Annotated in this window: 10 protein-coding genes; 7 read left to right on the plus strand and 3 right to left on the minus strand. The window is 46.6% G+C overall.

The genetic code is table 11. The features are described from left to right. Positions 1-280: 280 nt before the first annotated feature. The 3 genes from QUA20_RS09135 to QUA20_RS09145 all read left to right on the plus strand — a co-directional run bounded on the left by QUA20_RS09135 (position 281) and on the right by QUA20_RS09145 (position 5,464). Positions 281-1,120: a DUF1361 domain-containing protein gene (locus tag QUA20_RS09135; RefSeq protein ID WP_333187906.1), complete on the plus strand. Its 840-nt coding sequence runs from the start codon at positions 281-283 to the stop codon at positions 1,118-1,120. Positions 1,121-1,419: 299 nt separating this feature from the next. Beyond that, a complete protein-coding gene (locus tag QUA20_RS09140; RefSeq protein WP_333187909.1) occupies positions 1,420-3,384 on the plus strand; it encodes an ABC transporter ATP-binding protein/permease in 1,965 nt (654 codons plus the stop codon). Positions 3,385-3,820: 436 nt separating this feature from the next. After that, on the plus strand, positions 3,821-5,464 hold the full coding sequence (locus tag QUA20_RS09145) for an NB-ARC domain-containing protein (RefSeq protein ID WP_333187912.1): 1,644 nt from the start codon (positions 3,821-3,823) through the stop codon (positions 5,462-5,464). Between the two features lie 67 nt (positions 5,465-5,531). Here the strand turns inward: QUA20_RS09145 and QUA20_RS09150 are convergent, their stop codons facing one another. After that, complete coding sequence (locus tag QUA20_RS09150) at positions 5,532-7,262, minus strand: NAD(P)H-quinone oxidoreductase subunit 4 (protein WP_333187915.1); 1,731 nt, start codon at positions 7,260-7,262, stop codon at positions 5,532-5,534. 386 nt (positions 7,263-7,648) lie between these two features. Then, positions 7,649-8,578, minus strand: coding sequence for an ADP-ribosylglycohydrolase family protein (locus tag QUA20_RS09155; protein ID WP_333187919.1), 930 nt, complete (start codon positions 8,576-8,578; stop codon positions 7,649-7,651). Positions 8,579-9,009: 431 nt separating this feature from the next. Here QUA20_RS09155 and minC point away from each other — a divergent pair, with 431 nt between their 5' ends. The 3 genes from minC to minE all read left to right on the plus strand — a co-directional run bounded on the left by minC (position 9,010) and on the right by minE (position 11,516). Next, a complete protein-coding gene (gene minC, locus QUA20_RS09160; protein ID WP_172190818.1) occupies positions 9,010-9,813 on the plus strand; it encodes a septum site-determining protein MinC in 804 nt (267 codons plus the stop codon). Positions 9,814-10,122: 309 nt separating this feature from the next. After that, positions 10,123-10,929, plus strand: coding sequence for a septum site-determining protein MinD (gene minD, locus QUA20_RS09165; RefSeq protein WP_172190817.1), 807 nt, complete (start codon positions 10,123-10,125; stop codon positions 10,927-10,929). A gap of 215 nt (positions 10,930-11,144) precedes the next feature. Continuing rightward, complete coding sequence (gene minE / locus QUA20_RS09170; protein ID WP_333187923.1) at positions 11,145-11,516, plus strand: cell division topological specificity factor MinE; 372 nt, start codon at positions 11,145-11,147, stop codon at positions 11,514-11,516. A gap of 215 nt (positions 11,517-11,731) precedes the next feature. Here the strand turns inward: minE and QUA20_RS09175 are convergent, their stop codons facing one another. After that, entirely contained in the window at positions 11,732-12,901 is a 1,170-nt protein-coding gene (locus QUA20_RS09175; protein WP_333187926.1) for a DUF58 domain-containing protein, read from the minus strand. Between the two features lie 288 nt (positions 12,902-13,189). Here QUA20_RS09175 and QUA20_RS09180 point away from each other — a divergent pair, with 288 nt between their 5' ends. Next, a complete protein-coding gene (locus tag QUA20_RS09180) occupies positions 13,190-14,470 on the plus strand; it encodes a PilT/PilU family type 4a pilus ATPase (protein ID WP_333187928.1) in 1,281 nt (426 codons plus the stop codon). Positions 14,471-14,569: the final 99 nt, after the last annotated feature.

Raw genomic sequence — 14,569 nt, forward strand, 5'->3', positions numbered from 1 at the left:
TTTGAGATTTGAGATTTGAGATTGACTCCACAGTGCTAGGGTGCGTCAGTCGATTTGAGATTTGAGATTTGAGATTTGAGATTGACTCCACAGTGCTAGGGTGCGTCAGTCGATTTGAGATTTGAGATTTGAGATTTTAGATTGACTCGACATTGGTAGGGTGCGTCAGCAGTTCTTGATTTTCAGGCGCGGGCGTGGAGTCATAAGCTGACGCACCCTACAAGTTAACGACTAAGATAGATTGAAGCTGCATCAAACCTTTAATTGTATAAAAATTGACATGATGGGATTAATCCTGGAAGCGCTGGAAGCAATGGGACACAATGTCCGCTGGATGTCTTGGAATTTGTTTTTGGCTTTAGTACCGCTGGGTCTGAGTTTTTTGCTGTTTCGCAAACCCCGATCGCGCTGGTTGCTGTGGGGTACGGCCTTTCTCCTGGGCGCTACTTTTTTGCCCAGCACGCGCCACGTTTTGGCCTATCTGAAGCACATTGTGCAAGATGTGGGCAAAACTTACGTTTTGGGGGCGATCGTGATTACGCTGGCACTGATGGCTTTAGACATCTGGGTACTGCGGCAGCGCGGAGTTCGCTCTCTCCGCTGGTGGGGCGGTTTTTTGGCGTTGATCGCCTTTTTGCCCAATGCGCCCTACGTTTTAACTGATATCATTCACCTGATCGAGCAAATTAAAGAGGGGTACTCGGTGTGGGCTGTGACTCTAGCTTTGATCCCGCAGTATCTGGTGTTTATGCTGCTCGGGTTTGGGGCTTACGTGCTGTCGGTGATGAATTTGGGTTACTATTTGAAGCAACAGGGTTGGAGTAAATTTATCCTGGCAACGGAGATAACTATACACGCACTTTCGGCGATCGGGATTTATTTAGGGCGATTTATACGCTTCAACAGTTGGGACATTCTGACTAACCCCGATGCGCTGGTTAACACCGTAATGAACGATTTGATTGGCAAGCGTCCGGTTTTAGTAATGGCTGTAACTTTTGTAGTAATTGCTGTTTTGTATTGGGTAATGAAACAAGTAATTTTAGGGATGAGCCAGCGGTTTTACAGCAGCCAATCGCAGTCGGAGTTAGCCGGCGACAGCGCGACTTCTTCCAGCTAGATAGATTTGAGATTTGAGATTTGCTCCACAACTAACGTCCAAACTTTTTTATCTCATGGCCTAATTTCTCCGCAAATATAGCAATCGGTCTGACGATGAAAACGTTCTTAATTGTTAAAACTTTTGGTTTTATTGTCTTGGGCATAAGTGCCTTCAGACCCGACTACCGAAAGACTCAGGCTATATCAGTCTTTCGGTAATGCCATTTTTTTACCTGAACTCTTGAATAAATTACTGCGACAATGGGTAATAAAACTTGATATGTTAGAAAAGTCGAAGTAGTTTTGTAAAAAGCAAAGATGAATCGATTTGACCGTCAGTTGTGGCAGAGATTTATTGCGATCGCCCAACCTTACTTTTATCCTTTAGAGCCTGGAGGCGGCAAAATTTTTTTAGGATTAGTGGCGCTGTTGTTGCTATTTCTGTTCGCTGCGATGTTTGTGGCTGTCAGTGTTGTCAGTTTGGCTGCTCAAGCCTTTTTTCCAGAGGCTTTTAACGGGGTTGCGGCTGGCTTAGCTACTTTGATCAAAGGAATTATCTACTCACCGACAATTGCGATCGTTGGTTTAATGCTAATTCTCCCGCTGGCTGCTTTTGTCTTTTTCAGAAGCAAGTTGATACCGCGCTGGAAGCAGTGGATAATGTTAGCTCTGCTGCTATTTTTGTCGCTGTCTGTTAGCGGAATTAACGTAGTCATTAGCTATATTAGTAATTTTTTCACGACAGCGCTGGCTGAAAAAGATCAGATTACTTTTTGGCGGTTTATGTGGGTTTATGCTGGAGTTTTTATTATCGGTACCCCGATAGTTGTTATTTACGGCTATACCCAAGATAAACTGGGATTGTACTGGCGAGAGTGGATGACTGATAGTTTCCTGGGTAGTTATTTTCAAAACCGCGCTTATTACGAAATCAATTCTCAGAAGGAAATCGACAATCCCGACCAGCGGATTGCTGAAGATATCAATTCTTTCACTAGCACAAGTTTAGAGTTTTTGCTGCTGATCTTGGGGGCAGTTATCGATATTATTTCTTTTACAGGCATTCTGTGGTCTATTTCCAAAGGTCTTTCGATAGGACTAATTATTTATGCTGTCTTTGGCACGACAGTCATGGTAATTTTTGGCAAAAGGTTGATATTTTTGAACTTCAATCAGCTCTCCAGAGAGGCTGACTTTCGCTATGGATTAATTCACATTCGGGACAATGCAGAATCAATTGCTTTGTACCGGGGAGAAGCACAGGAATCTGCTCAGGTTAAACACCGATTTTTAGAAGCAGTTCGGAACTTTAATTTCCTAATTGGTTGGCAGCGGAATCTGGGATATTTTAGAGTTAGCTATAGATATGCAACTTATATTATTCCCTCTTTATTCCTGGCTTCTATCTACTTTGCAGGTGAAATCAGATACGGCGATATTACTCAAGCTGAATTTGCTTTTCGTCAGGTGTCAGAAGCATTTTCTTTGGTTGTATATAGGATTGAAAGCTTGAGTTTATTTGCAGCGGGCATTAATCGTTTAGCCACGTTTAATGAGTCTCTAAGAAATGCAAAAAGTGCTGTACAACTAGACTTCAGAACAATCGATACAGTTATAAGTTCGCAATTGACACTGGAACAGGTTACTTTAAATACTCCGAAGCATCAAAAGACTTTAATTAGCGATTTGTCGGTAGCCGTGTCGCCAGGGGAAGGACTGTTAATTGTCGGGCAAAGCGGTGCTGGGAAGAGTTCTTTGCTGCGGGCAATTGCGGGTTTGTGGGACTCTGGAACAGGCCGTTTGGCGCGACCGGAATTGGGGGAAATGCTGTTTTTGCCGCAGCGTCCTTATATGACTTTGGGTAGTTTGCGATCGCAACTTCTCTATCCCAACAGCAGCAGCGAGGTTGATGAGGAAAAATTGCGCCGCGTTTTGGCATCAGTAAACTTAGCAGATTTGCCGGACAGATTGGGCGGTTTTGATGCGGATTTAGATTGGGGTGAGATTTTGTCGCTGGGAGAACAGCAGCGTTTAGCTTTTGCTAGATTGTTATTGACGGAACCGAGATACACTATTTTGGATGAGGCGACAAGTGCTTTGGATTTGAAGAACGAGCAACATTTATACGAGCAGTTGCAAGCCACTAAAACTACGTTTGTGAGTGTCGGCCACCGATTGAGTTTAGTGAAATATCACCAGCAGGTTTTGGAACTTTTGGGCGATGGGAGTTGGCGGCTGGTTTCGACGGAAGAATACCGCGCTAGTGCGAAGGTTTTTGGCTGATAAAGCGCTGCTTTCATGAAATGTGAATTTACCCGGTTGTTGGTTCGCAGTGGGTGGTGGCGCGGTTGGAGATTTATCGTTTGGTTCTACAGATTAATCGCCGCGCCTCCACCCACCCGACAATAGGTTCTACGGTAGGATCGCAGCAACAATTAATGCCGATCGATTCCCGGTTACTCCTACCCTTTTAAATTAAAGAATTAAAAAATTTAAGAATTGCGAATCACTGATTCTGTATGGGTTTGGATCGCGGGCCTACAGTTGCATTCTTTATTGAAACTTGTATCACAATCGATAATTGAGTATAAATATCTAAAACTGCCCAAACAGCAAAAAGCAAGCTGAACGTTTGCAGGTTCGATTCAATTGCTCGCCCGCGAGAACTCACATAATATAATAGAAGATAGATTTTTTTAGTATAGGCGAGATTCTTACCTTGACTACTCCGATTCCTCAAAACTTTGTGCAAACGATCGCCAAACAGCGCGCAGTCACAGATGCCGAGTTAGAAACAGTCTTTATGGCTCTTGACGGTCAATCTACGGCGACAATTGCAACCAAGCTTGGCATTAGCGACATCGCCGTTCGCAAAAGACTCGGCGAAGTTTACAAAAAGTTTCAGATCGGGGGGAACGGCCCTGGAAAGCTTTCGGAATTGAGGCATCAGTTGCTGTTTTCATACCACACCGACCAGGGAACGAGCGATTTTAGTCGAGGTAAAGGATCTCTATTCAACCTGGCGGCCGGGGGCCGACAGCAAGATTGGGGTCAAGCACCGGATGTTTCGGTTTTTTACGGACGGACTGAAGAATTAACTACTTTAAAGCAGTGGATTTTATCAGATAATTGTCGCCTGGTAGCGCTGCTGGGTTTGGCTGGTAGCGGCAAAACAACTCTGTCGGTGCAGTTGGCAAAACAGGTACAGAATGAGTTTGATTTTGTGATTTGGCGATCGCTGCGATCGACACCAGCACCATCCGACTTCCTAAGTAACTTAATTGAACTTTTTTCTAACCAACAAAAACCCGATCTGCCGTTAGCGGAGCCCTCGAAGAGGAGCGACCTCAACGGGAAAATTTCCCGCTTGGTAGAGGAGCTACGGAAGCACCGCTGTCTGCTAATTTTAGACGATTTTGAAGCGGTTCTCAGACCCCAAGAATTAGCCGGACACTACCGCGAAGACTACGAAGGATATCGAGATTTAATTGTGCGGCTCTGTGAAGTCAATCACAATAGCTGTTTAGTGCTAGTTAGTTCGGAAGAACCTACGGAACTGGCTTTGTTGGGGGGAGAAAAAGTGCGGTCTTTAAAACCTGCGATTTCCGAGGAAATTGCGCGGGAGATTTTCCAAGAAAAAGGTTTATCTGCTTCCGATCGAGAGTGGAAAATCTTGTTATCGCGGTACGGAGGCAATCTGTTAGCGTTAAAGATTGTAGCGACAACAATTCACGAGTTTTTTGAGGGGAATGTTTTAAAGTTTTTGGAAGCAACGGCGTTATTTATTGAAGAACATATCAGCAATTTGCTGGCCCAACAGTTCGATCGAATGTCTAGTTCTGAACAAGAGATTGCTTACTGGATTGCTATTGCTCAAAGCCAGATTTCCCTGGCGACTTTACGAGAGCAGATGTTGGTCAATTCATCGCTTTCTGATTTGCTAAAAAATCTCGATTCTCTGGGCCGTCGCTCGCTGATTGACAAAATCAGTGAGGGCGGGGAAACTGTTTTTATGCTTCAGCCTTTGATCGTGCAATATGTGACCGACAGATTAGTCGAGCAAATTCGAGCAGAGGTTTTGGAGACGGTTAAGACGCAAGGAATTGAAAGAATGGGGCTGTTGAAAACTCACAATTTGAGTGTCAATATGGCTAAAGGAAAAGGAGGGAAAGAGGCTCGAAGCCTCTCTATTTTAGAATTAGTAAAAAATCGGTTGCAAGTGTTGTTTTTGAAGACTACAGGCTCTGAAGAACCGCTCAATATATTGAATAAAGTTGCCTCCGATCAGGAGGATAAATCAATTCTTGAGGTTGGATATGCTAGGGAGAATCTGGCGGCAATTATTTCGGAACTTCAGTCTTAACAAAAAAGCGATCGCTCTTTGACAAAAGCGATCGCCCAATTTTCAACACAAACAGAATTCGATAAAATTATTTGACAATTCCAAAAACCGATGCAGATTCAGACCCGATAATTTTGCCCAAAGTCGGCGCTTTTTGAGCTTGGGCAATTCTGGGAACCAAAAATCCCTTCGCATAAATCTGAGGATTGTCTTGAGCGATTTGGATATAAGATTGCCGGACTGTGGCGTTCACTGCCACAGTCTTCGCGTCGTAAACTTGCATCGCCATGTTGGGATAAAAACCAATGCCGACAATTGGTATCAAAAAGCAAAATGCGATCGCCACTTCCCGAGGTTTAGCATCAATAAACGGTGCATCACCAGGCAAAACGCAACTATTACCAAAACAAACCGCTTCATCCAGATTGTTTCTCTGATTCTGCAAATTTAGATCCTCAAGGTCGCAAGCCGCTAGTGTCCCACAGTTGTAAAATAACTGTCGCAGCATTGAGAGCAAATAAATCGGCGTCAAAATCAGTCCTACTGCCGCCAAGAACACTGTCACCGCGCGGAAAGAACCGCTGTACATATCGCTAGTTGCCACGCCCACAAACACTGACAATTCGCTAGCAAAACCGCTCATGCCGGGGAGTGCCAAAGATGCCATCGCGCCTGCGGTAAACAAGGCAAACACTTTCGGCATGACTTTTCCAATCTCGCCCATCTCGTCCATGATCATTGTATGGGTGCGATCGTAAGTAACGCCAGCCAGGAAAAACAATACTGAGGCGATTAAACCGTGGGAAATCATTTGCAACAGCGCCCCGTTGATTCCCAAATCCGTGAAAGAAGCAATACCCAACAACACGAATCCCATGTGAGAAATCGACGAATTCGCTAAGCGGCGCTTCATGTTCGATTGGCCGAAGGAATTAAGCGCGCCGTAGATAATATTGACCACGCCGAGCACCGCCATAATCGGTGCAAAGTAAACGTGTGCTTTGGGGAGAAGTTCCAAATTCAGGCGAATCAGTCCGTATCCGCCCATTTTTAGCAATACGCCGGCCAGAATCATCGACACGGGAGAAGATGCTTCGCCGTGGGCGTCAGGTAGCCATGTATGAAAGGGGAAAATCGCCAGTTTCACGCCGAAGGCAACTAACAATCCCGCATAAAGCAGTAATTCTAAACCCAGTGGGTAGTCCTTCAAGCCTAGTTCTACCATGTCGAAGGTGGGGGTGCCTCCGCCGTAGAATGCCATTGCTAAGGCAGCTATCAAAATAAAGATGGAAGCGCCTGCGGTGTAAATCAAGAATTTGGTAGCTGCGTAGCGGCGGTTTTGTCCGCCCCAAATCGAGATTAGCAGGTACACGGGAATTAGTTCGAGTTCCCAGACAATGAACAGCAGCATGATGTCTTGGGCGACGAACACTCCTATTTGTGCGGAGTACATCACCAGCATCAAGAAGTAAAAGAGTCTCGGCTTGCGATCGACTTCCCATGCAGCAAAAATAGATAGCGTCGTCACCAATCCCGCCAACAGTACCAACGGAACTGACAGTCCGTCAACGGAAACAGACCAGTTGAGGCCTAAAGAAGGTATCCAGGAATATTGTTCTACGATTTGGAAACTAGAGATACTCGGATCGTAATGTGTCCAAAACACCCAGCACATTAATACAAAATCTGCAATACCTACGCCTAGCGCATACCAGCGGACGGTTTTGCCGTCTGTATCGGGGAGAAAAGGGATGGCGAGGGAAGCTAGGAGGGGTAGGATGACTATTGCGGTCAGCCAAGGAAATTGATCCGCTATCATGATAGTGAGAATAAATACTTAGTTGGAAGTTACCAAGATTATAATACTAAATTTAATCAAAAATTAAGATTTGTAAATAAATCTTTTTTTTTTAGAGATATGCAGAGTAAATCAGCTAAACACAACTTGCTGCAAAAGTCAAGAAGTTTTGCAGTTATTAGTCAGGAGTCATATCGTTTCCGGTTGCATCGGAATAATACCCAGGACACGGCAGTGCCGTGTCCTTACCCAGATTAATTGTAAGGACACGGCACTGCCGTGTCCTGATTTCGGTAATATGAATTCCGATGCTACCGGATTTGATATCATTAGTCGCAGTTTAGCGGTTGACAATTACCGATGACCGATTACTCTGTTGTGATGCAGTGGAAAACTGTGGTAAACATTCAGCTCGATCGAGATAAAGTCAAGAGTCGATCGGCGAAAGATGCTATTAAAGGGAGATACGCCAATTGCGATCGCCATTTTTCCGGTATTCCCTCCTCCCCGTAAAAAGCCCCCGCCAATTGTCCGTAAACCGCACCAGTAGTATCCGCGTCGTCGCCCAAATTCACAGCCAACAAACAGCCTTCAGCAAAAGAAGAACTGTTGTAAAACGCCCAAAGTGCCGCCTCTAAAGACTTGACAACATAACCAGTACCTTTGATTTCAGGAGGTTGTCGCTGTTTAAAAGAACCCGCCGCAATCTCATCAATCTCTGCTACCAGCGGATTTGCTGCCCAATATTCAGAAATCGGACAATATCTTTCCGAAAGCAACACATCTTTAGCAACTCCATTCACAGCCCCCGCAATTAAAGCACCAAAATAGCGGCAAGCATCCACACAAGTAGCAGCACCGTGAGTAGTTCTCGAACTTTGTCCAGATTTTTCTATGACTTCCAAAGGATTTTTAGCATAAAACAAAGGCACGGGAGCCAAGCGCATAATCGAACCATTTCCAGCAGCCCAAGCATCCGTAGAACCGCAATAAGGTTTTCTTGTATCTTCAAAATTCCAAAGAGCTTGCTGCACTGTATTTCCAATATCAAAACATTCACCAGTGCTGCTCAAATGTCCGTCTGTACTCCACCGCAAATAAGTTTCTAATTGATGGACTGGATCGAAACCTTGTTTCTCAATCAAACTTTCAGCCAAACAAAGAGCCATCGAAGTATCGTCCGTCCACTCGCCCGGTTGCAGTCGAAACGGGCCGCCGCCCACCATATCATTAATAGGCGCAAACGTTCCTGGGCGACAGAACTCTAAAGTTGTTCCGAGAGCATCGCCAACTGCTAAACCGAGAAGACTGCCGCGATAATGTTCTATTTGCTGCATAACGTAATTGAAAATGAATAATTAAAAGACTTACGTAAAAAGTGGTTTGACGCGCTACTTATAGCGGTAAGGTGCGCAGTAGAAGAACACCCTACTTTATTCTGCTCTTTCTTCTCTTTCTCTGTGCGATCTGCGCCCTCTGCGGTTCGTTAAAACTGAGATATTGCACCATTCTAAATAATCCTTTCAGGGCGTTGCTCAGAGCAACGGCCCACAAGAAAATTGATCGGTTGTGGAACAGGCATCTTGCCTGTTATTAAGAATGGTGCAAGATATGAATTAAAATCAAATCTTGTTCACAAACGAAATAAAATTGCCCTAACTACCGTTAAAAATAAAAAAACAAGACTTTTCCCCCCAAAGGCTGAGGCAAAAGACGACTCAGGCTAATATTGATGTTAACCTGTCCCTACCCGAGATCAAACTGTCCCATGACACCCGATGCCTCCGCCGCAGCCGCTGCTGCCGCCCCTCAATCAACACCCGAAGTCAGCTTAGAGTTGCAAGTCCGACTCAAGACAGAAGATGGACAGCTACTGTTGCTACTCCCCCCAGAAACCAACAGCGAACCCGCAACAGCCACGGCCTCGACTTGGACTGAACTTTGGCAGCAGCTAAAAGTCAGGCTGAATGCAGGAGAACGCTTTTGGCAGCCTAACGCAGAAGTACAATTGATGGGGAACGATCGACTTTTAGATATCCGCCAACTGCAAGAGATAGCCTCTGCCCTCTCGGAAGTGGAACTGCAACTCAAACGAGTCCACACCAGTCGCCGCCAAACCGCCGTTGCCGCAGCTACGGCAGGCTATTGTGTAGAACAGCAGCCTCCGGTTTCTTCCCTGAATAAAGCCGCTGCCGAAAAACCGCAATCGCTGGCGGAACCTTTATATTTGCAGATGACAGTGCGATCGGGCGTAGAAATTCGTCATCCAGGCACCGTCGTACTTTTGGGAGACGTAAATCCAGGCGGCTCAGTCATCGCCGGAGGCGATATCCTAGTTTGGGGCCGTTTGCGGGGAGTCGTGCACGCCGGTGCCGGTGGCAACACCAAAAGCGTGATTATGACCTTGCAGATGGAACCGATGGTGATTAGGATTGCTAAGTATGTTGCCAGAGGCCCAGAAACCTCACCCGCTCAGTTTTTCCCGGAAGTCGCCTATGTGACGCCTCAAGGGATTCGGATCGGTAGAGCCTCTGATTTTGACAAATCGCAGTTAGTTGGGGGTAATGAGTAATCGATAATTGGTAATTGGTAATTGGTCATTGTTAATGGATAATTGTTAATACTATTTCTCTTTAAGCCTGCACTCGATCATTTTTGCCTTGGGTAAATCAGTCACTAAAAGACGAATTTTAAAATCAGTGCAAATTAATAGATAATTAGTAGAACAAGGAGAGTATTGAGTGTTGAGTTAATTCACTGAATAACAGATTACTGCAAAATTTCCAAAGAATAATTGCCAATTATCAATTACCAATTCCCAATTACTAATTCCCAATTACTAATTCCCAATTACTAATTCCCAATAAATCTAAAATCGCTTATGGCTCGCATTATTGTTGTTACATCAGGGAAAGGCGGGGTAGGAAAAACCACCTCCACAGCCAATCTCGGCATGGCTTTAGCTAAGCGGGGACGAAACGTTGCCGTAATTGATGCCGATTTCGGTCTCAGAAATTTGGACTTGCTGCTGGGCTTAGAAAATCGGATTGTTTACACGGCATTAGAAGTTCTCGCAGGAGAGTGTCGGTTAGAGCAAGCTTTGGTGAAAGACAAGCGGCAGCCGCGCTTGGTGCTGTTGCCGGCTGCCCAAACTCGGATGAAAGATGCCATCAGCGCCGAGCAAATGAAGCAGCTTGTGGGGATGTTGGGAGCAAAATACGACTATATTTTGATCGACTCTCCTGCTGGAATTGAACAAGGTTTTCAAAATGCGATCGCCCCGGCCCAAGAAGGCATCATTGTCACCACTCCAGAAATCGCTGCTGTCCGCGATGCCGATCGAGTCATCGGCCTGCTGGAAGCCAACAACGTCAAGAAAATCAACCTGATCGTCAACCGGATCAGACCCGCAATGGTGCTGGCAAATGATATGATGTCGGTGCAAGACGTGCGGGAAATCCTCGCGATTCCGCTGTTAGGCGTCGTTCCCGACGACGAGCGCGTCATCGTTTCTACCAACCGAGGCGAACCATTAGTATTGTCGGAAACGGCCTCTTTAGCTGGAACTGCCTTCGACAATATTGCCCGCCGCTTAGAAGGCGAAAAAGTTGAATTTCTAGATCTAAATCCCCGTCGGGAAAACTTCTTCACTCGCCTCCGCAAGTTCTTAAACACTAAAATTATGTGATGTGCTCATTGGCGATCGGTCTTTAACCGCAGCAACTGCATCACAAAAACTAGCCGAGATTTCCCCCAGTGACACCAGTTCCCAAAAAGAATGAAACTGTAGGTCAACTCCAAACCCTTAGGGAATGAGTGATTCCCCAATCGAAAATCGAAAATCGAAAATCGAAAACGGTATGACCTTTTCTATGCCTAGCCCTTGACAAACCAGCCGGACCCATGATACACACACTTCTCGAACGACTTTTCCCGCGCACCCCTGACAACAGCCGCGACGAGGTAAAACGGCGCCTCAAACTGGTTCTAGCCCACGATCGCTCAGAACTCAGCCCAGAAATGGTTGAGTCGATGCGCCGAGAAATTCTAGAGGTGGTATCTCGCTACGTGGAAATCGATACCACCGGGTCTGAGTTCTCCCTGGAAAGCGACCAGCGGGCCACAGCACTAATTGCAAATCTTCCGATTCGGCGAGTCAGGCTCGAACATCCACCGGAGAATTTGCCCAAGACTTTGCCCCAGAATCGGTCCGAGTATGTACCTGAGTATGTACCTGAGTATGTAGTCGAAACTCTCCCCGACACTAGAGAGTGATAGGGATTAACATTTTCATCTCAGACAATGAGTTCGATCGGCTCGCCATTAAAATCAAACTATCTCTCTACAATTAAAATCTTGTGGGGCGGGAACTCTTAGCGCGCTCCAAATATGCGATTAAAAAGGGGAAATGCTTGTGATACCCAAAAACTCATGAAGTTAATTCTCATAACTAATCGCTCTTTCCAGAGCAGCTTGCGTCCCGGACTATCTTAATAACTAATCGCTCTTTCCAGAGGAGATTGTAACTGGAGTTCTAAGGGTCGGTCGGAGCGAATTTCTAAACCGGGTAAATCATGTTTGACTAACATTTTTTCGCCTGTTTCAGCAGTTGCCAACGGCCAGAGTACCCAGCGGCTGCCGGGGGAAAGAGTGCTTAAACTTGCAGAGTTTTGAGTCAGCCAAATTATCGACAGTTTCGACCGATTATCGATCGCATCTTCCCCAGCATTAACCGCAGCTAAAGTTTCCAAAACTACCCTGTTCCCCGAGACGAGTCCAGTCCCGGCAGTCCAAAGTTTGACGTTTAACAGGCGCTTGCTAGCATAGAAGTACAGGGATGCAGCTACAGTTACGGCTCGTTCAAATTCTTCAGGCTGCCACCTCGCAGCGCTGTCGAGAGCAATAATAATTTCTTGACCGCCGGCTGCAACTTCTAATTCTCTCACTCGCAGTTCTCCGTAGCGGGCGCTGGTGCGCCAGTGAATCAGGCGGGTGGGGTCTCCGTGGCGGTAAGGTCTAAGGTTGCGGGTGAGGCCTTCGGTAGCAGCTTGCGATCGACTGCGATTGTAAAATTGCGGGCTGTCTTCTTGACCGATGCGATCGATCAAAGGGCAAGTGCTCAACGGCAAAACTTGTGGATAGACAATTGCCACCGCTTTGACTGGGCGACTGCGCCGGCACCAAAACAACCCTAAAGGCGCCGCAGTCCTCAAGTTTACCTCTTGCCACCGATAGACGCCCCGCTGCCGGACCTCTAGATAGTATGTATCCCTGTATATACTGTTAGGGTCTATGACTTCGATCGGGCGGACGATTGGTTCTCCCAGTACAAACGGCAAGATGTCTACCACTTGCAACAAAGTCTTAGGTTCGCTGGCGCGATTTTCGATTTCTAGTTCGACGGTGATTCGATCGCCCGCACTCACCGGTTCGATCGGGCGGCGGCGGACTTCCAAGGAACGGAGCGATTTTCCCGGCAAAACCGCCGCTACTCCCAACAGCGCCAAACCCCCACCGCTAAGCGCGTACAGCCACCCAGACATTGTATTGGTCGCAGACCCAAAAAAGAAAACCGTCATCCCCAAGAGCAGCCAACCCGCGTAGGCGGGGCTAACAGCGCGATTTTCGAGCCAGTCGGCAATTTTGTGACCGATGTTCATAGGAGTTGCAATTGTTAATTACTCGATCGCCCCATCAAGCCTAATTGTAAAATATTCTCAGCATTTAGCACCGAATTAGCTGCGAGCCATTAGATTAGAAATCGGGCATTTTTTCGCAATAAATCACATTGACCCCGCCCAAAAACGGATACAAGCCCCCGACACTCAGTCAGGGTTGCTCCCCAAATTTTAGACTCTAGTTCCTGCTCCCAGATTAATCTGTGGAGTAAATCTAAAATCTAAAATCTAAAATCTAAAATCTAAAATAGACTGACTGGAGACCAAAAAATGAACCCATTAAACAATCCTACACCCGTTCAACCAGAGGCTCAAGCCCGCCGACGAACACCGCCGCCACCGCCGCCCTTGGCTGCAACACCCGCGCCTCCTGCACCCGCGCCCCCTGCACCCGCGCCTGCCCAGCAGCGGCCTGTCGAGACACCCGTCAGCACGATCGAACAAATGGTCAGAGATGCCCATAGCGCAGGAGCTTCCGACATTCACATTCGAGTCGGCCAAGTACCTCGATTTCGGATTCGGGGCGTGATGCAAGTAGCAACTACCCACCCCAAAGTAACGCCAGAAATTTTTGAACATTACCTAGCCGAAATTCTCACCCCCGAACAGCGAAAACAGTTTGCAACTACCAAGGAATTAGATTCAGCAATTTTTTACCCTGGCTTCGTGCGGTGTCGGCTAAACTGTTTTGATTCCCTCAGCGGCGGTGCCCTAGTATTGCGGTTGATCAGTTTGGAAATACCTACTATCGATTCCTTGAGGTTGCCAGAAGTTTTCAAAAATATCATTTTGCGATCGCAGGGATTAATATTGGTTACGGGGCCTACCGGTTCGGGGAAATCGACAACCGTAGCTGCGATGATCGACCACCTCAATCAGATGGAGCAAAAGCACGTAGTTACAATTGAAGACCCGATTGAATTCATTCACCCTTCTAAAAAATGCTTGGTCAGCCAGCGGGAAGTCGGCTTGCATACCCACGAGTTTCAGCAGGCTTTGCGGGCAGTTTTGCGGGAAGATCCGGATGTAATTCTGATCGGGGAAATGCGCGATCGCGTTACCATCAATACAGCATTGCAAGCAGCTCAAACTGGTCACTTAGTATTGGGAACTCTCCACACTCGCAGCGCTATTAACGCTCTTAATCGGTTGTTGAACCTCTACCCGCCCGAGGAACAACAGGCGATGCGGATTCAAATTTGCGATTCTTTAGTAGCGGTAATTGCCCAACTTTTGCTGCCAACAGTGGACAACCGTCGGGTAGCAGTTCACGATATTTTGGTGAATACACCTGCCATGCACGATTACTTGATGAAAGGTGCTGATGACGAAGCTTTCCGGTTGATGGAACATGATACTTACGAAGGAATGCAGATTATCAACCAGGGTCTTTACAAACTGGTGCTCGAAGGCAGAGTGACGATCGAAGAAGCAGCAAAAACTTCTCCCGAAGCCAGCGATTTAGACCGCCGCTTGCGGACAGGAGGCTACGATGTTGCGGACGCTCGCGGCTTTGAAGGCAGCAAAAAAGAACGCACCGTTCGCGCCTAGTAGCACGACACATACAGGGGTAGGCACAGCAGGACTACCCCACCGCTCGGGTAGCAATTTTTTCAGTGGAGCGAAATATTGGGCGTTATTATGCGTAAT

It is taken from the genome of Microcoleus sp. Pol7_A1, assembly GCF_036701085.1.
Taxonomy (GTDB): Bacteria; Cyanobacteriota; Cyanobacteriia; order Cyanobacteriales; family Microcoleaceae; genus Microcoleus; species Microcoleus asticus.

Bases quoted from the DNA above. Each gene is read 5' to 3' on its own strand.
- minD (WP_172190817.1), top strand. From the start codon at position 10,123: ATGGCTCGCATTATTGTTGTTACATCAGGGAAAGGCGGGGTAGGAAAA.
- QUA20_RS09175 (WP_333187926.1), bottom strand. From the start codon at position 12,901: ATGAACATCGGTCACAAAATTGCCGACTGGCTCGAAAATCGCGCTGTT.
- minE (WP_333187923.1), top strand. From the start codon at position 11,145: ATGATACACACACTTCTCGAACGACTTTTCCCGCGCACCCCTGACAAC.
- QUA20_RS09135 (WP_333187906.1), top strand. From the start codon at position 281: ATGATGGGATTAATCCTGGAAGCGCTGGAAGCAATGGGACACAATGTC.
- minC (WP_172190818.1), top strand. From the start codon at position 9,010: ATGACACCCGATGCCTCCGCCGCAGCCGCTGCTGCCGCCCCTCAATCA.
- QUA20_RS09150 (WP_333187915.1), bottom strand. From the start codon at position 7,262: ATGATAGCGGATCAATTTCCTTGGCTGACCGCAATAGTCATCCTACCC.
- QUA20_RS09180 (WP_333187928.1), top strand. From the start codon at position 13,190: ATGAACCCATTAAACAATCCTACACCCGTTCAACCAGAGGCTCAAGCC.
- QUA20_RS09155 (WP_333187919.1), bottom strand. From the start codon at position 8,578: ATGCAGCAAATAGAACATTATCGCGGCAGTCTTCTCGGTTTAGCAGTT.
- QUA20_RS09140 (WP_333187909.1), top strand. From the start codon at position 1,420: ATGAATCGATTTGACCGTCAGTTGTGGCAGAGATTTATTGCGATCGCC.